Genomic DNA, 15,307 nt, shown 5'->3' with positions numbered 1-15,307 from the left:
GCCCATTGTCTGCGCACAGGGTTGTTGGTGACCTGCCTGGCGCACAGCCAGTTGGTGATTGCGCACCAGGCCTGGGGCGTGCGTCTGGGCGGCGACGCGCTGCAGCGCAGCCATGTCGTGGCCTGGCGCGAAGGTCCGGGGCTGATCGGCGTGGTCACGGCCAGTGCGTTGTCGGTGGCCTGGGGCGCCGGGCCCATGCTGGTGGTGTTCGCGCTGAGCTTGCTGGCCGGGTGGCTGGCCCTGTGGTGGGCGCCGCGCCCTGCAGCACCTGCGCAACGGGATTTGTCTGCCGCTTTTGCCTGGGCCACGGTCTGACAACCCTTGCGCCAGCCAGCCTTTCGCCGCTTGTTGGCGGTGTTTTTGTGCAACGGCATTGCCAGCGCAGTTCCGGCGGCGTTGATGCTGTTTTTTGCCCAGGACCGGCTGCAGGCCACACAGGCGCAGATTGCCTTGTTTCTGGTGCTGTACTTTGTCAGCGGGGCGCTGTCCATGCCAGGGTGGCTGCGCGCGGTGCGCCGCTGGGGGCTGGAGCGCGCATGGCTGGGCGGCATGCTGCTGGCGGTGGCCTGTTTTGGCTGGACGACGCTTCTGGGCAGAGGGCAGATTGCGGCCTTTGCGTGGATCTGTGCGTTGTCCGGTATCGCCTTGGGGGCGGATCTGGCCTTGCCCGGGGCTTTGCTGGCGCGCTTGGTGGAACGCCAGGGGGCTCAGGGGCGCAGCGAAGGGGCGTACCTGGGGTGGTGGAACCTGGCCACCAAACTGAATCTGGCCCTGGCCGCGGGCGCGGCGCTGCCGTTGCTGCAGTGGCTCGGCTACAGCCCCGGCATCCAGGACGCCCACGCGCTACAGCGCCTCGCTTGGGCTTACGCGCTGCTGCCTTGCGCCCTCAAGCTTCTGGCGGCAGGTTTGCTGTACCGCCTGCTGATCCGCCCCTCCCCGCCGTTGCATTACCAAGGAGTTACCCCATGAACACCCGCCGCCACGCCTTGCTGGCCCTGCTCGCGGGCACTGCCGTGTTGACCGGCTGTGCCAGCCCCCAGGTGACCGACTATGCCCAGGAGCGCCCCCAGCTGGAGCTGGACCGCTACTTCAACGGCCGCATCCTGGCCTACGGAATTTTTCAGCAGCGAGGCGGCGAGGTGGTGCGCCGCTTTACCGTGGTGATGGACTGCCACTGGGAGGGCCATCAAGGCGTGCTGGAAGAGGCTTTCACCTATTCGGACGGCAGCACCCAGCGCCGCATCTGGCGCCTGACCAAGCATGCCGATGGGCGCTACACCGGGACCGCTGACGATGTGGTGGGTGAGGCCCAGGGCCAGACCGCGGGCAATGCCTTCCGCTGGAACTACACGCTGCGCCTGCCGGTGGACGGCAAAGAGTATGAAGTGCAGTTCGACGACTGGATGTTCCTGGTCGATGACCGGGTGATGCTCAATCGGGCCACGATGCACAAGTTCGGCGTCACCCTGGGCGATGTACTGCTGTCGTTCACCAAGACATAAGGAGCCGCACTGTGCCTTTGAACCCCGCGATCACTGACTGGCGCGGCAAGCGCGTGTGGCTGGTGGGCGCCTCCAGCGGTATTGGCCGGGCCGTCGCAGCGCAATTGCACGCCCAGGGCGCGCAGGTGATCGTGTCGGCACGCCAGCAGGCGCTGCTGGCGGCGTTTGCGCACGAACACCCTGGCAGCCAAGCAGTGGTGCTGGATGTGACCGATGCCCAGGCGGTCCTGGACGTTGCCGCGCGCCTGCAGACCGAGTCACCACTGGACCTGGTGTGCTACTGCGCCGGCCACTACACCCCCATGCGTGCCGACACGCTGGCGCTGCCCGAGCTGCTGCGCCACCAGCAGGTCAACCTGACGGGCGCACTGCATGTGCTCGCTGCCGTGGTGCCAGGCCTGTTGGCTTCGGCCCAGGCCGGGCGTGCGCCTCATCTGAGCCTGGTCGCCAGCGTAGCCGGCTGGCGCGGCCTGCCGCAGAGCCTGGCCTACGGACCGACCAAGGCGGCCCTCATCAACCTGGCCGAGACGCTGTTCCTTGATCTGCGCCCGCAGGGCGTGGGCGTGAGTGTGGTGAACCCCGGCTTTGTCGATACGCCCCTGACGCGCCAGAACGACTTCACCATGCCCGCGCTGCTCACGCCGGAGCAGGCGGCCCAGGCCATGTTGCGCGGCTGGGGGAGGGGCGCGTTTGAACTGCATTTTCCACGCCGCTTCACGCTGTGGCTCAAGCTGCTGCGCGTGCTGTCGTACCGCTGGTACTTTCCGCTGGTCCACCGTATGACCGGGCTGTGACGTATGCACCCACCTATAGACACCCACGCTTGCGCCGCCCGTCTGGCCCAGCTCTACGAACAGCTGACTCCCGCACAGCTGTCCCTCCTGGGGGACTACTACGCGCCTGATGCGCGGTTCAAGGACCCCTTCAACGACGTGCGCGGAGTGCCCGCCATCCGTGCCATCTTTGCCCACATGTTCGAGAACCTGGAGCAGCCGCGCTTTATCGTCACCCAGCGGCTGGTGCAGGACGACCGGGCCTTTTTGCAGTGGGAGTTTCACTTCCGCCTGAAGCGCTGGCGGGCACAGGTGCCTCAGTGCATCCACGGCGCGACCCTGGTGCATTTTGATGCCCAAGGCCGCGTGACGCGGCACCGCGATTACTGGGACCCGGCTGAAGAGCTGTATGAAAAACTGCCTGTTTTGGGGGCTCTGATGCGCTGGCTGCGCAAGGCTGGCGCGGCACCCCTGCCGCATCCTCATCGCTGTTCACCCCCTAGCGACCGTTAAGGTGGAAAAGGGGAGAGGTTCATGCCGATGAACGTCCATGAAGCCACAATGCTCCCCACCACAAAGACGAACACCCCGACGACTTTCGTCATCGGGGTGTGCGAGGCCAAGAAGGAGATGGGGCGACCATCTCGTCAACGGCATAAGACGCGGCGGAGGGCTCTGCGGGAGGTGGTCAGCGTCCAAAACACGGACTCACCCGGATGGTCCGGAGCACTCTAAGGCAATTGCCGCGGCAAGGCCCTATCAGTAGCGGCCACCGCGGTAGCCACCACGGTCTGCGCCGCCGCCAAAACTTGGGCGAGCTTCCATGGGACGCGCGACGTTGACCGTCAGTGCACGTCCATCGACAGAACGGCCGTTCAGACCGTTAATGGCATCCTGTGCCTCGGAATCGCTGCCCATTTCTACAAAGCCGAAGCCCTTGGATCGGCCTGTATCGCGCTCCATCATCACCTTGGCGGAGGTGACGGAACCAAATTGGGAAAACTGCTGGTGCAGCGATTCATCACGCACGGAATAGGCCAAGTTGCCCACGTACAGTCGGTTGTTCATGTCAGTGTCTTTCTTTCGGGAAATGAAGGGACGGCTTGTAAGCGCATCCCAGAGGAAATGAGTGGGGGAACCAAAATCAATGGCGCCGGCGCGCTGGAGGGGTGGTGCGCGTGCGGTTCTCGATATGCCGAAAAGTCACTCGCCCCTTGTTGAGGTCGTACGGAGACATCTCCAGGGTCACCAGGTCACCGGCCAGAATGCGGATGCGGAACTTACGCATCTTGCCCCCGGTATACGCGATGAGCTGATGCCCGTTGTCAAGCGTGACGCGGTAACGGGCGTCAGGCAGAACTTCATCGACCTTGCCCTGCATTTCAATCAACTCTTCTTTAGCCACGGGTACCTCCGTCAATAGCAAGATCAGCCCAGTTGGTTGTGTAGCACCATGCGGCGCCCTTGCGCTAAGGCGTACTGGACTGCTTGTGCATCGCAGGGGAAGCTTGGGAGAAAGCGGAAGATGCGGTCGTACATTCCCCGGCGTATGGAAACCGAAGCAGTAACACCGACATTGGTGGTTTTGGTCAGCGGCGTGACAACGTAGTTGCCCACCCGCTCGGCGTTTTGTTTTTCAAGCATTGCAAACAGACAGGATGTAATCGCGAAGGCGACCATCCAGGAAAGAACAGAGGGGAAAAAGACCTGCCCCGCGTCGGCGCAGGAAAGGCGGGGCAGACCCTGAAAGAGGTTGAAGGTCTGCGATGAGCTTGCTGCTTTGGAGAGTGACGGCCGACACTTTTTGCAAGAAGTGCGGCGGAAGGCGCATCAGCCAGGATGCTGTCAGGCGGGCGCTATCGAAGCAAGCAGTGGGTAGCGCGTTGGTAGATTATTACTCACCGAAATGAAAAAAGCAAACTTAATTCTTGTGGATGTGCCCGATACCGACCAGCATGCGCCTTAGGGCCCCGGATTGCTGCACAGTCCACCGCACCTTTACGCACGACGCTATCGAGGGTTTCGGAGGAAAAAAGAAAGGCCGCACGTTCTGGGAACTGTGCGGCCTTGTATGTGGTGCCCGGGGCCGGAATCGAACCGGCACGCCTTGCGGCGGGGGATTTTGAGTCCCCTGCGTCTACCAATTTCACCACCCGGGCAGGCGCTAAAGCGAAGTCGCAAATTATGGCACAGTAACGCGGTATGAAGACCTACCCCACCATTGAAGACGCGATCGGACACACGCCGCTGGTCGCACTGCAGCGCATCGGTGCACAGGACAACGCGGCACGCGGCAATGTCATTCTGGGCAAGCTGGAAGGCAATAACCCGGCGGGTTCGGTGAAGGATAGGCCGGCACTGTCGATGATCCGCCGGGCCGAAGAGCGCGGCGAGATCAAAACCGGCGATACGCTGATCGAGGCGACGTCGGGCAACACCGGCATTGCCCTGGCGATGGCTGCGGCCATCAAGGGTTACCGCATGGTGTTGATCATGCCGGAGGATCTGTCCGTGGAGCGCGCGCAGACCATGAAGGCCTTCGGCGCGGAGCTGGTTCTCACGCCCAAGAGCGGGGGGATGGAATACGCGCGGGATCTGGCCGACCAGATGGTGGCGCAGGGTAAGGGCGTGGTGCTGGACCAGTTTGCCAACCCGGACAACCCCCGCATCCACTACGAGACCACCGGCCCCGAACTGTGGGAGCAGACCGAGGGGCGCATCACCCATTTCGTGAGCGCCATGGGCACCACGGGCACCATCACGGGCGTCGCGCGCTTCCTGCGCGAGAAGAACCCCGCGGTGCGCATCGTGGGTGCGCAGCCGCAGGAAGGCTCGCGTATCCCGGGCATTCGCAAGTGGCCCGAGGAATACCTGCCCAAGATCTACGAGCCCCAGTTGGTGGACGAATTGGTGCTGGTGAGCCAGGACGATGCCGAGGACATGGCACGGCGCCTGGCGCGCGAAGAGGGCATCTTTGCCGGCATCTCCGCAGCCGGCGCCTGCTGGGTGGCGCAGCAGATCGCGCAACGCGAGGAAAACGCCACCATCGTTTTCGTGGTGTGCGACCGGGGCGACCGCTACCTCTCCACCGGCGTCTTCCCGGCGTGAACGTGAAGATCACAGTGGGCATCAATAGGGCCGCTGGCGCCCGGTAGTCAAGCGCGAGCAGCTATTAATTACGGAGCGCTGTGACTGCCATGGCGCATGCTGGAGGAGCATCGCCATGTCGTACGAAACCCGCTATTGCACCCACTGCGCCACGGCGCTGGCACCCATTGTGGTCATTGAGGACAGCGGCGAGAAGGAACGCCTGCGCTGCCCCGCCTGCGGCTGGACGCACTGGAACAACCCGACGCCCGTGCTGGCGGCCATCGTGGAGGTGGACGGCCGCGTGCTGCTGGCGCGCAATGCACTGTGGCCACCCAAGATGTTCGCACTGATCACGGGTTTCATGGAGGCCGGCGAGACACCCGAGGACGGCATTGCCCGCGAAGTCAAGGAAGAAACCAACCTGGACGCGCGCAGTGTGCAGCTGGTGGGCGTGTATGAGTTCATGCGCATGAACCAGGTCATCATCGCCTACCATGTACGGGCCGAAGGCGAGGTGCGCCTGTCGCCGGAGCTGCTGGAGCACCGCTTTTATGAGCCAGACCAGCTCAAGTGCTGGCCCGCGGGCACAGGCTATGCGCTGGCCGACTGGCTGCGCTCGCGCGGCCACGAGCCGGTGTTCTTCACCGCCGAGGAAAATGCAGAGCGCCGCCGCGGACTGGACGCGCCGAAGGACTGAGAAAAATGGACATCCACAAGGAAATCGACACCCGGGGCCTGAACTGCCCCCTGCCCATCCTCAAGGCCAAGAAGGCCTTGGCCGACATGGCGAGCGGCCAGCTGCTCAAGGTGGTGGCGACCGACAGCGGCTCGCTGCGCGACTTCCAGGCGTTTGCCCGGCAGACCGGCAACGAGCTGGTCGAACAACAGACCGTGGGCGAAGAATTCATCCACGTGCTGCGCCGTCGCTGAGTGATTAATGGCTAAATAGCCGTCCAGCGCTTGTTGGGTAAGCGCTGGTAGCTATCAAAACAGGAATCCCATGCCCGGGCGGCGGGCAGGGGCACCGTCCCGGCGGTGCGTTACAGCGCCAGCGATTGGAGGTATTCGCGGAACTGTGGGCCCACCTGCGGGTGCTGCAGTGCCAGTTCGACCGTGGCCTCCAGAAAGCCTTCCTTGCTGCCGCAGTCGTACCGTTTGCCGGCGTACTGGTAGGCATACACCGTCTCGTGCTGCATCAGGCGCGCGATCGCATCGGTGAGCTGGATCTCGCCGCCCACGCCCTGCGGCTGGTTGCGGATCTCTTCGAAGATGCGCGGCGTGAGCACATAGCGGCCGGCCACGCCCATGCGCGACGGTGCCTTTTCGGGTGCGGGCTTCTCCACGATCTCGTCGACGCGGATCAGCGCGCCGCCGGCGCTCTCGCCCTTGACGATGCCGTAGCGCTTGGTGTGCTCCAGCGGGACTTCCTGCACGGCCAGCAGCGAGCGCCCCTGCTTGGCGAAAGCGGCCGTCATCTGCGCCATCACGCCGGGGCCGCCGGGCTCGCCGGTCATCAGGTCGTCGGCCAGGATGACGGCAAAGGGCTCGTTGCCCACCAGGGGCTCGGCGCACAGCACGGCATGGCCCAGGCCCAGCGAGCGTGGCTGGCGCACAAACAGGCAGTTCATGTCGTCGGGCGAGATGCTGCGCACCAGCGCGAGCATCTCGCGCTTGCCGGCGTTCTCCAGCTCGTTCTCCAGCTCGTACGCGGTATCGAAATGGTCCTCGATCGCGCGCTTGCTGCGGCCGGTGACGAACACCATGTCGCGGATGCCGGCCTCGTAGGCCTCCTCGACGGCGTACTGGATCAGGGGCTTGTCCACCACCGGCAGCATCTCCTTGGGCGATGCCTTGGTGGCGGGCAGGAAGCGGGTGCCAAGCCCCGCGACGGGAAAGACGGCCTTGCGGACACGGGTGGGTGCGTTCAAGTCGGGTGCCTCACGAAAAAGGGTGCCGGGTAAAAACAAGGGCGCCTGCAGCGCCCTTGTCCGGTGATCGGGCTGATCTTAGCCCAGGCGCGCGAGCTGCTCCTGGATGCGCGCCAGCGTGGCCCCGAAGTCGGCCACGCGCTTCTTTTCCTGCTCGATCACGGCCGGCGGGGCCTTGGCCACGAAAGCCTCGTTGCCCAGTTTGCCGTTGGCCTTGGCGATCTCGCCGGACAGGCGCGCGGCCTCCTTGGACAGGCGGGCCTTTTCAGCAGCGATGTCGATCTCCACGAACAGCGCCAGGCGGGCGTCGCCCACCACGGCCACGGGCGCGCTTTGCGCGGCCTGGGCCCAGGCGGCCTCGTCGTCGAACACCTTCACCTCGCTGAGCTTGGCCAGGTTCTGCAGCACCGGGGCGATGTCGCGCATGAAGTCCGCGTCGCCCGCCACCAGCAGCGGCAGGCGCTGTGCGGGCGACACGCCCATCTCGCCGCGCAGCGTGCGGCAGGCGTCCACCACTTGCTTGATGCGCGCCACGTAGGCGATGGAGCCCTCGTCGATTTTCTCGGGCTGGGACTGCGGATAGGCGGCGATGGCAATGGAGTCGCCCTTCAGGCCCGCCAGCGGGGCCACTACCTGCCACAGCGCTTCGGTGACAAAGGGGATGACGGGGTGCGCCAGGCGCAGGATGGCCTCCAGCACGCGGATCAGCGTGCGGCGCGTGGCGCGCTGCTGCGCCTCGTTGCCAGTCTGGATCTGCACTTTGGCGATTTCCAGGTACCAGTCGCAGAACTCGTTCCAGACGAAGTCGTAGAGGGTGTTGGCCACGTTGTCCAAGCGGAACTCGGCGAAGCCCTTGGCCACTTCGGCCTCGACCTGTTGCAGCTGCGAGACGATCCAGCGGTCGGCCTGGCTGAAGCGCAGGTAGCTTTCAGTGCAGCCCTGCGCGGTGTCCATGCCGCAGTCGTAGCCCTCGCAGTTCATCAGCACGAAGCGGCTGGCGTTCCACAGCTTGTTGCAGAAGTTGCGGTAGCCCTCGCAGCGCTTGCTGTCGAAGTTGATGCTGCGGCCCAGCGACGCCAGCGCGGCGAAGGTGAAGCGCAGCGCGTCGGCGCCATAGGCGGGAATGCCCTCGGGGAATTCCTTTTGTGTGTTCTGGCGCACTTTGGGCGCGGTCTCGGGGCGGCGCAGGCCCTGGGTGCGTTTGTCCAGCAGCGGCTCCAGCGCAATGCCGTCGATCAGGTCCACCGGGTCGAGCACGTTGCCCTCGGACTTGCTCATCTTCTTGCCCTGTGCGTCCAGCACCAGGCCGTGGATGTAGACATGCTTGAACGGCACGCGCCCGGTGAAGTGCGTGGTCATCATGATCATCCGGGCGACCCAGAAGAAGATGATGTCGTAGCCCGTGACCAGCACGCTGCTGGGCAGGTACAGGTTGTAGTCGTCGGTGGCACCATCGGTCTGGTTTGGCCAGCCCATGGTGCTGAAGGGCACCAGGGCGCTGGAGTACCAGGTGTCGAGCACGTCCGCATCGCGGGTCAGCGTCTTGCCGGGGGCCTGGGCCTGGGCCTCTTGCTCGTTGCGGGCCACGTACACATTGCCGTCCTCGTCGTACCAGGCGGGGATCTGGTGGCCCCACCACAGCTGGCGGCTGATGCACCAGTCCTGGATGTTGTTCATCCACTGGTTGTAGGTGTTGACCCAGTTCTCGGGCACGAACTGCACCTGGCCGCTGGCCACGGCGTCGATGGCCTTTTGCGCGATGCTCTTGCCGGTGGCGTCGCCCGTGCCTTCTTGGGCCACCTTGTTCATGGCCACGAACCACTGGTCGGTCAGCATGGGCTCGATCACCTGGCCGGTGCGGGTGCAAATGGGCACCATCAGCTTGTGCTTCTTGGTCTCGACCAGCAGGCCCTGGGCCTCCAGGTCGGCCACGATGGCCTTGCGCGCCACGAAGCGGTCCATGCCCTGGTACTTGGCGGGGGCGTTCTCGTTCACCGTGGCCTGCAGGGTGAGCACGCAAATCATGGGCAGCTTGTGGCGCTGGCCCACCTGGTAGTCGTTGTTGTCGTGCGCGGGCGTGACCTTGACCACGCCGGTGCCGAACTCCTTGTCCACATAGGCGTCGGCAATCACCGGGATCTCGCGGTCGCACAGCGGCAGCTTGACCATCTTGCCGATCAGGTGCGCGTAGCGCTCATCCTCGGGGTGCACCATCACCGCCACGTCGCCCAGCATGGTCTCGGGCCGCGTGGTGGCCACCACCAGCTGGCCCGAGCCATCGGCCAGGGGGTAGGCGATGTGCCACAGCGAGCCGTCTTTTTCCTCGTTCTCCACTTCCAGGTCCGACACGGCGGACTGCAGCTTGGGGTCCCAGTTCACCAAGCGCTTGCCGCGGTAGATCAGGCCCTGCTGGTACAGCTTCACGAAGGTGTCGGTCACCACCTTGGAGAGCTTGTCGTCCATGGTGAAGTACTCGCGGCTCCAGTCCACGCTGTCGCCCAGGCGGCGCATCTGGGTGGTGATGGTGTTGCCGCTCTTTTCCTTCCACTCCCACACCTTCTTCACGAAGTCGGGGCGGCCCAGGTCATGGCGGCTCACGCCTTGCTCTTGCAGCTGGCGCTCGACGACGATTTGTGTGGCAATGCCCGCGTGGTCGGTGCCCGGCACCCAGACGGTGTTGTGCCCCAACATGCGGTGGTAGCGCGTCAGGCTGTCCATGATGGTCTGGTTGAACGCATGGCCCATGTGCAGCGTGCCCGTCACGTTGGGCGGAGGCAGCTGGATGGCGAACGCCGGCTGCCCGGCCTGCGCCGCGCCCGTGCCGCGGTAGCCTGCCACGCCGTAGCCGCGCTTTTCCCATTCGGGGCCCCAGTGGGCCTCCAGGGCGGCGGGCTCAAAGGACTTGGAGAGGCTGTTCAGGCCGGGTTGTTCGATCGTGTCGCTCATGGCAATGAAAAACGGCATCCCGTGGGATGCCGCCTGGGCAGTGGTTCGGAGGATGGGGGCATTTTATTCGGTTACCGCCATGCTTCCATACTGATAGCTGCTTGCGCTTGCTGGATAAGCGCTGGAGGCGCTTTTTACTCAGACCCTGTGGTGGGCACGAATTCGGGGCGGTCGTTGGTCTGGGGTTTGAGCGGCGCGCTGGCATGGCCGCCGGCGCGTTCCTTGCGCCATTGCTCCTTGCGCGCCGTCCACTCGGCCAGCCGGGCGTGGGCGGTGGTGCTTTCGCGCTGCATCTGCGCGGTGTCGGCCAGTTGGGCCGACAGCTCCAGCCGGATGCCGTTGGGGTCGAAGAAGTAGATGCTCTTGAAGATGTGGTGGTCGGTCACCCCCAGCACTTGCACGCCGTGTGCCTGCAGACGGGTTTTGGTGTCCTCCAGCTCTTGCACGGTGTTCACGCGGAAGGCGATGTGGTTGACCCACGGGGGGGTGTTGGGCGAGGGCTCGGGCTTCACGTCGTCGCCCAGGTCGAAGAACGCGATGAACGAGCCGTCCTGCAGCCGGAAGAAGAAGTGGGTGTAGGGGCAGTACTCGCCCGTGCTGGGCACGTAGTCGCTCTGGATGATGTGGTACAGCGGCAGGCCCAGGATGTCCTCGTAGAAATGGCGCGTCTCCTCCGCGTCGCGCGCCTTGTAGGCGTAGTGGTGCAGCTGCTGGATGGCGGCGGGGGGCGGGAGGGTGTCGTGGGGAGCAGTCATGGCGTTGTCTCCGGGATAGGGCGCCAGGGCGCATGCTGGTATGAAGAAGTGCCTGAAATTCTACTATTCGTAATTAATTTGCGTTAAGTGAATCTGAAAAACCGCTGTCCAGCAGGCATGGCGCAGCCGCCGCGGCAAAGGCGGCCGGTGGCCTCAAACGGGAAAGAGGGAGTGGTGCTCAGGCGTTCGCCTGGGCGGCTTTCTTCCAGGCATCCGCGGCGGCCTCTGCGTCGCCGCGCTGCTCGGCCAGCTCGGCAAGATGGCGCCAAGCGCTGGCGCGCAGCGACGCATCGGGAAGCTGCTGAGCGGCCTGGGTGAAGAGTTGCTGGGCCTTGCCCCACAGGTTGCGCTGCAGGCAGGCCTTGGCCGACAGGTATTGCAGACGCGCGTTGCGCGGAGCCGCCTGCTGGGCGGACTCGATGCGCGCCAGCCAGTTGGCATCCAGCGCCTGCAGGCTGCCCTCAAGCGCGCGCACCAGCTTGAGCACCTGGGCATCGGGCAGCGGGGGCTGAGCGGGGTCCGTCATGCGTTCCCACACCGGCAGAAGCCATGCGCGCACCTGCATCGCATCGCCGCCCAACTGGCCCAGGCGCTGCGCCGCATGCACGGCAATCTCGGGCATGGCGCGCTCATGGGGCTCCAGCCCCAGCCAGATGCGCTGCAACTGGGCCGGGTCGTAGGCGCCGTTGATCAGTTCCATTGCCAGGCCGCGCACGATGCTCTCGGCGGCGGCCGGCGAAAAAGCGTGGTGCTTGCCCAGCAGACGGGCGGTTTCCAGCGCCTGCTCGGTCTGGTGCGACAGGCGCGATGCCTTGAGTTTGGCGCGCAGTGCCAGCGTGCGGCGCGCCGTGCCGGCCGGCAGGACGGAAAGGCGCTCCAGCGCGGTGGTGGCGTCGCGCTCGTCCAGCGACCAGCGTGCAGCGCGCAGCTGCGCGCCCTCGCGCAATTCCTGCTCGATGGCGACCGCACGATCGGGAATGTTGTCCAGCGCCTGCTGCAAGTGTGCTTCCCGCGTGGCACGGTCCTGCAGCGCATGCGAGCTTTCCGCGGCCACCATGTGGGCCAGCGTGCGCAGCCGACGGCCATGGGGCAGGGCTTCCTTGGCGTCTTCGAGGGCGCGCTCCTGCGCGATCGCGGATTCCGCGGATTTGCGGGCGCGCAGGAAGCGCCCTCCCAGCATCTGCGACAGCGCATCCAGCAGCGCACCGTGCATGGCACGCTCCTTTTGCAGCAGGCGCCAGCGGCGCGCCTGCATGGGTAGCTCCAGCAGCGCCGCCAGGGCACGCAGCGCCGCGTACAGCAGCGTGAAGCCGCCGAACAGCAGCATCAGCACCATGTTGAGGGACAGGTCGATGCGGTAGGGCGGCCAGAACAACGTGACCGTGCCCTGGTTGTTGCCCGCAAACAGGGCGACGGCAACGGCCACACCGAACAGGGCCAGGAACCAGAGTGCTGCGCGCATGGGCAGAGTGTCCTAGGGGCGGGTCAACGGCCGGCCGCGGCCGTGGCCAGCGCGGCGAAGGTGTCCTCCAGCGCGGGCATTTCGACGGTCTTCATGTGCGCCTGCAGCTGCTGCAGGGCCTCGATGGCGTTCTGCGTGCGGCGCGAGGCAGGATCGAAGTACTTGCCCAGCGCGCTGTAGGCGCCGGCCAGGTCGGCGCGCGCCGAATCCATGCGACGCGCCAGCAGGCCCAGCCGTGCATTGAGCAGCTTGAGCTTGAGGTTCTCGCGCAGGAAGAAGGCCTGGTCGGGGGCGAGCAGGATGGCGTCGGGATGGTCGATGCGGCTCACGCGCACCAGGCCGCGCACCTCGTCGCGCACGCCTTCCCAGGTGCGGTGCAGCGTGGCTTGCCAGCGCGGCTGGCTGGCGGTGCTCGCGGCGGGGGCGGGCGCCGTCGCCTCGCCCGCCGGGCGGCGCATGCTGGCTGCCTGGGCCACGCTGCCCAGCAGGGGCAGCTCGTCCACCTGGAGCACCAGGTCGTCCAGGCGGCCGAGCAGACCCGCAGTGTCGATGACGTTGGCGCGCTCCAGGCGCTCCAGGTCATGGCCCATGGCGCGCAGCACGGGCGCCAGGCGCGGCTGCGATGCGCGCTCCACGCGCTGGCTCGCGCTCTTGAGCGCGGCCACCAGGGGCTGCAGGCTGCCCGTGAGTTGGGCCTGCTGCTGCGCCAGGCGGATGGCGGCTTCCACGTCCACCACCAGGTTCTCGTCGCGCGTGCGCGAGAGGCTTTGCATGAGCTCTTCCAGCTGGCTGCGCTGCAGCGCGACTTCGCTCACGCGGGCTTCTGCCACGGCCAGGCGCGTGGAGGTCTCGCGCGCCAGCTCCTGCGCTTGCTGGGCCATGGTGCGCGCCTCGATGGCCTGGGCGCCGGAGTCGGCCGACTGGCGTGCCAACTGCTCCTGGATGGACGACAGCCGCTGCCACAGCATCACCGAACTGGCCAGCGCGGCAATGGCGATGGCGCTCAGCGCGAACAGGGTCGCGCGGCCGCCGTGGGGCGCGGCGGGCCGGGGAGCGGCGGGCGCCGGTGCGGGCAGCCCGGATGAGGACTCATTGCTCATAAAGCGATTCTATCGAGGCTGCCACTTCATCGAACGCCGGACGGCATTCGTGCACGCTGCCAAAGCCGGCCGCACGTGCGGCCTGCGCGATACGCGGGTGGGTGGTCAGGGCGCGGGCCATGCCCCAGTGTTGCGCGGGCAACACAGCACGCAGGTTGGCGATGGCCTCGGAACTGCTCAGCAGCCAGACCGAGCCGTCGCTGGCAGCTGCTTGCGCCAGCACCAGTTGCTGGGCGTCGAGGCAGGGTGCGCCGCGCTCGTACGCGGCGACGAAGTCCACCGCGCCACCCGCAGCGGCAATCTGCCGGGCCAGCCATTCGCGCCCGTTGCCGCCTTCGGCCGTGGGGGCGTTGGCTCCACGCACGATGAGCACGCGGTCGCCCGGGCCGATCTGCGGCGCGACCACCTGCCACAGGGCCTCGGAGTCAAACTGCGCGGCGTCGGCGCCGGGAGCGTCAATGCGCTCGGTCGCAACCCCGGCCTGCACGAGTGCCGCCACGGTACCGGGGCCGGGAGCCCATACTCTCGTTTTGGTAGCTGCTAACGCTTGTCCAGAAAGCGCTAGAGGCATATTTGATTCAAAGAAATACTGCGCCGCGTTGCCGCTCACGAACATCACCGCGCAGTAGCGGTCCACGCATGCGCGGGCCTGTTGCAGTTCCTCGCGCAGAGCCGGGTTGGTCACCGGGCCGATGGCGATGAGTGGCAGCGCCAGCGCGGCGATGCCGCGCGCCTGCAGATCGGCGGCCCACTGCGTGGCCTCGCGCGCGGGGCGCGTGACGATGGCCCGGGGCGGCTGCACGGGCAAGGTCAGAGCGCTCCCACCGCGCCCGCAGTGCGCAGCTGTGCGGCGACGGCCAGTCCCAGCGCGTCGGCCTGCTCCAGCGTATGCACGGGGGCCACGCCCTCGGCGCGTACCAGCGGCACCCGGGCCGCGACGTCGCCCCAGGTGGCGCGCAGCGAGAGCGTGTCGCCGTCCCACTGGCCATGCGCGGCCAGCGGCATGGAGCAGCTCCCCCCCATGGCGCGGCTCACGGCACGCTCGGCCGTCACCGTGAGCCAGGTGCGCTCATGGGCCAGCGGCGCCAGCGCCTCGCGCAGGTCGTGGCGGTCGCCGCGGATCTCGATGCCCAACGCGCCCTGGCCGGCGGCGGGCAGCATCTGCTCGGGCGTGAACACGGCGCGGATGCGCTCGTGCAGGCCCAGGCGCTTCAGGCCTGCGGCCGCGAGCACGATGGCCGCGTACTGGCCCTCGTCCAGCTTGCGCAAGCGCGTCTGCACGTTGCCGCGCAGCGGCTCGATCTGCAGGTCGGGGCGCAGCGCTTGCAGCAGCACCTGGCGGCGCAGGCTGGACGTGCCCACCACCGCACCGTGGGGCAGCTCGTCCAGCGATGCGTAGCCGGGCGACACGAAGGCGTCGCGCGGGTCCTCGCGCTCCATCACACAGGCCAGGGCGAAGCCCTGGGGCAGCTCCATGGGAACGTCCTTGAGCGAATGCACTGCGATGTCGGCGCGGCCTTCCTCAAGCGCCACTTCCAGCTCCTTCACGAACAGGCCCTTGCCGCCCACCTTGGACAGCGTGCGGTCCAGGATCTGGTCGCCGCGCGTGGTCATGCCCAGCAGCGCCACGGCGTGGCCGCGCGCGCGCAGCAAGGACTGCACATGCTCGGCCTGCCAGAGCGCGAGTTGGCTTTCGCGCGTGGCGATCACGATGGAAGGAAGCGAGGGGGAGGGAGTGGTCATTGCGGCGT

At 66.5% G+C, this 15,307-nt stretch carries 16 protein-coding genes, 1 tRNA gene and 1 pseudogene; 7 read left to right on the top strand and 11 right to left on the bottom strand.

What is annotated here, in order from left to right:
* Positions 1-15: 15 nt before the first annotated feature.
* The 4 genes and pseudogenes from PCQ86_RS13940 to PCQ86_RS13925 all read left to right on the top strand — a co-directional run.
* Positions 16-969, top strand: a pseudogene (locus tag PCQ86_RS13940) (MFS transporter); the annotation flags it as partial.
* Positions 966-1,502 carry a DUF3833 domain-containing protein gene (locus PCQ86_RS13935; RefSeq protein ID WP_270174018.1) on the top strand — a complete coding sequence of 179 codons (537 nt, stop codon included), beginning with the start codon at positions 966-968 and terminating at the stop codon, positions 1,500-1,502. The pseudogene PCQ86_RS13940 and the gene PCQ86_RS13935, both read left to right, overlap by 4 nt.
* A gap of 11 nt (positions 1,503-1,513) precedes the next feature.
* Positions 1,514-2,296, top strand: a complete 783-nt coding sequence (locus PCQ86_RS13930; protein WP_270174017.1) for an SDR family NAD(P)-dependent oxidoreductase — start codon at positions 1,514-1,516, stop codon at positions 2,294-2,296.
* A gap of 3 nt (positions 2,297-2,299) precedes the next feature.
* On the top strand, positions 2,300-2,788 hold the full coding sequence (locus tag PCQ86_RS13925; protein WP_270174016.1) for a nuclear transport factor 2 family protein: 489 nt from the start codon (positions 2,300-2,302) through the stop codon (positions 2,786-2,788).
* Positions 2,789-3,034: 246 nt separating this feature from the next.
* Here PCQ86_RS13925 and PCQ86_RS13920 read toward each other — a convergent pair whose 3' ends face one another.
* The 4 genes from PCQ86_RS13920 to PCQ86_RS13905 form a co-directional block, all read right to left on the bottom strand.
* Positions 3,035-3,343: an RNA recognition motif domain-containing protein gene (locus PCQ86_RS13920; protein WP_011806105.1), complete on the bottom strand. Its 309-nt coding sequence runs from the start codon at positions 3,341-3,343 to the stop codon at positions 3,035-3,037.
* Positions 3,344-3,419: 76 nt separating this feature from the next.
* Entirely contained in the window at positions 3,420-3,680 is a 261-nt protein-coding gene (gene infA, locus PCQ86_RS13915; protein ID WP_011806104.1) for a translation initiation factor IF-1, read from the bottom strand.
* Positions 3,681-3,703: 23 nt separating this feature from the next.
* On the bottom strand, positions 3,704-3,919 hold the full coding sequence (locus PCQ86_RS13910) for a hypothetical protein (protein ID WP_041839047.1): 216 nt from the start codon (positions 3,917-3,919) through the stop codon (positions 3,704-3,706).
* 430 nt (positions 3,920-4,349) lie between these two features.
* Positions 4,350-4,434, bottom strand: a tRNA-Leu gene (locus PCQ86_RS13905).
* A 43-nt stretch (positions 4,435-4,477) separates the two neighbouring features.
* Between PCQ86_RS13905 and cysM the strand changes: the two genes are divergently transcribed.
* The 3 genes from cysM (at position 4,478) to PCQ86_RS13890 (ending at position 6,295) form a co-directional block, all read left to right on the top strand.
* Positions 4,478-5,383, top strand: a complete 906-nt coding sequence (cysM, locus tag PCQ86_RS13900; protein WP_011806052.1) for a cysteine synthase CysM — start codon at positions 4,478-4,480, stop codon at positions 5,381-5,383.
* 115 nt (positions 5,384-5,498) lie between these two features.
* Positions 5,499-6,062 (top strand): NUDIX hydrolase, encoded by a 564-nt coding sequence (locus tag PCQ86_RS13895; protein WP_011806051.1) that lies wholly within the window; start codon positions 5,499-5,501, stop codon positions 6,060-6,062.
* A gap of 5 nt (positions 6,063-6,067) precedes the next feature.
* Positions 6,068-6,295 carry a sulfurtransferase TusA family protein gene (locus PCQ86_RS13890; RefSeq protein ID WP_011806050.1) on the top strand — a complete coding sequence of 76 codons (228 nt, stop codon included), beginning with the start codon at positions 6,068-6,070 and terminating at the stop codon, positions 6,293-6,295.
* Between the two features lie 110 nt (positions 6,296-6,405).
* Here the strand turns inward: PCQ86_RS13890 and galU are convergent, their stop codons facing one another.
* The 7 genes from galU to hemC all read right to left on the bottom strand — a co-directional run bounded on the left by galU (position 6,406) and on the right by hemC (position 15,299).
* Entirely contained in the window at positions 6,406-7,293 is an 888-nt protein-coding gene (galU, locus tag PCQ86_RS13885; RefSeq protein ID WP_270174015.1) for a UTP--glucose-1-phosphate uridylyltransferase GalU, read from the bottom strand.
* A 78-nt stretch (positions 7,294-7,371) separates the two neighbouring features.
* Entirely contained in the window at positions 7,372-10,239 is a 2,868-nt protein-coding gene (locus PCQ86_RS13880) for a valine--tRNA ligase (RefSeq protein WP_041839046.1), read from the bottom strand.
* Positions 10,240-10,373: 134 nt separating this feature from the next.
* Positions 10,374-10,994, bottom strand: a complete 621-nt coding sequence (locus PCQ86_RS13875) for a VOC family protein (protein WP_011806047.1) — start codon at positions 10,992-10,994, stop codon at positions 10,374-10,376.
* A gap of 178 nt (positions 10,995-11,172) precedes the next feature.
* Positions 11,173-12,456, bottom strand: a complete 1,284-nt coding sequence (locus PCQ86_RS13870; RefSeq protein WP_047350532.1) for a heme biosynthesis HemY N-terminal domain-containing protein — start codon at positions 12,454-12,456, stop codon at positions 11,173-11,175.
* A gap of 23 nt (positions 12,457-12,479) precedes the next feature.
* Positions 12,480-13,556 carry a uroporphyrinogen-III C-methyltransferase gene (locus PCQ86_RS13865; RefSeq protein WP_270174014.1) on the bottom strand — a complete coding sequence of 359 codons (1,077 nt, stop codon included), beginning with the start codon at positions 13,554-13,556 and terminating at the stop codon, positions 12,480-12,482.
* Complete coding sequence (locus tag PCQ86_RS13860; protein ID WP_270174013.1) at positions 13,546-14,364, bottom strand: uroporphyrinogen-III synthase; 819 nt, start codon at positions 14,362-14,364, stop codon at positions 13,546-13,548. The genes PCQ86_RS13865 and PCQ86_RS13860 overlap by 11 nt, the downstream gene beginning before the upstream one ends.
* A 2-nt stretch (positions 14,365-14,366) precedes the next feature.
* Complete coding sequence (gene hemC, locus PCQ86_RS13855) at positions 14,367-15,299, bottom strand: hydroxymethylbilane synthase (protein WP_270174012.1); 933 nt, start codon at positions 15,297-15,299, stop codon at positions 14,367-14,369.
* Between the last annotated feature and the right edge of the window lie 8 nt (positions 15,300-15,307).

It is taken from the genome of Diaphorobacter sp. ED-3 (assembly GCF_027625375.1).
Taxonomy (GTDB): domain Bacteria; phylum Pseudomonadota; class Gammaproteobacteria; order Burkholderiales; family Burkholderiaceae_C; genus Diaphorobacter; species Diaphorobacter nitroreducens.
Note: the sequence above shows the minus strand (reverse complement) of the source record. Positions and strands in the feature narration are given on the sequence as shown.

Excerpts from the sequence above, each read along its gene's own strand:
- PCQ86_RS13935 (WP_270174018.1), top strand. The coding sequence starts at position 966 with ATGAACACCCGCCGCCACGCCTTGCTGGCCCTGCTCGCGGGCACTGCC.
- PCQ86_RS13925 (WP_270174016.1), top strand. The coding sequence starts at position 2,300 with ATGCACCCACCTATAGACACCCACGCTTGCGCCGCCCGTCTGGCCCAG.
- PCQ86_RS13920 (WP_011806105.1), bottom strand. The coding sequence starts at position 3,343 with ATGAACAACCGACTGTACGTGGGCAACTTGGCCTATTCCGTGCGTGAT.
- PCQ86_RS13910 (WP_041839047.1), bottom strand. The coding sequence starts at position 3,919 with ATGCTTGAAAAACAAAACGCCGAGCGGGTGGGCAACTACGTTGTCACG.
- cysM (WP_011806052.1), top strand. The coding sequence starts at position 4,478 with ATGAAGACCTACCCCACCATTGAAGACGCGATCGGACACACGCCGCTG.
- PCQ86_RS13895 (WP_011806051.1), top strand. The coding sequence starts at position 5,499 with ATGTCGTACGAAACCCGCTATTGCACCCACTGCGCCACGGCGCTGGCA.
- PCQ86_RS13890 (WP_011806050.1), top strand. The coding sequence starts at position 6,068 with ATGGACATCCACAAGGAAATCGACACCCGGGGCCTGAACTGCCCCCTG.
- PCQ86_RS13880 (WP_041839046.1), bottom strand. The coding sequence starts at position 10,239 with ATGAGCGACACGATCGAACAACCCGGCCTGAACAGCCTCTCCAAGTCC.
- PCQ86_RS13875 (WP_011806047.1), bottom strand. The coding sequence starts at position 10,994 with ATGACTGCTCCCCACGACACCCTCCCGCCCCCCGCCGCCATCCAGCAG.
- PCQ86_RS13870 (WP_047350532.1), bottom strand. The coding sequence starts at position 12,456 with ATGCGCGCAGCACTCTGGTTCCTGGCCCTGTTCGGTGTGGCCGTTGCC.
- PCQ86_RS13865 (WP_270174014.1), bottom strand. The coding sequence starts at position 13,556 with ATGAGCAATGAGTCCTCATCCGGGCTGCCCGCACCGGCGCCCGCCGCT.
- hemC (WP_270174012.1), bottom strand. The coding sequence starts at position 15,299 with ATGACCACTCCCTCCCCCTCGCTTCCTTCCATCGTGATCGCCACGCGC.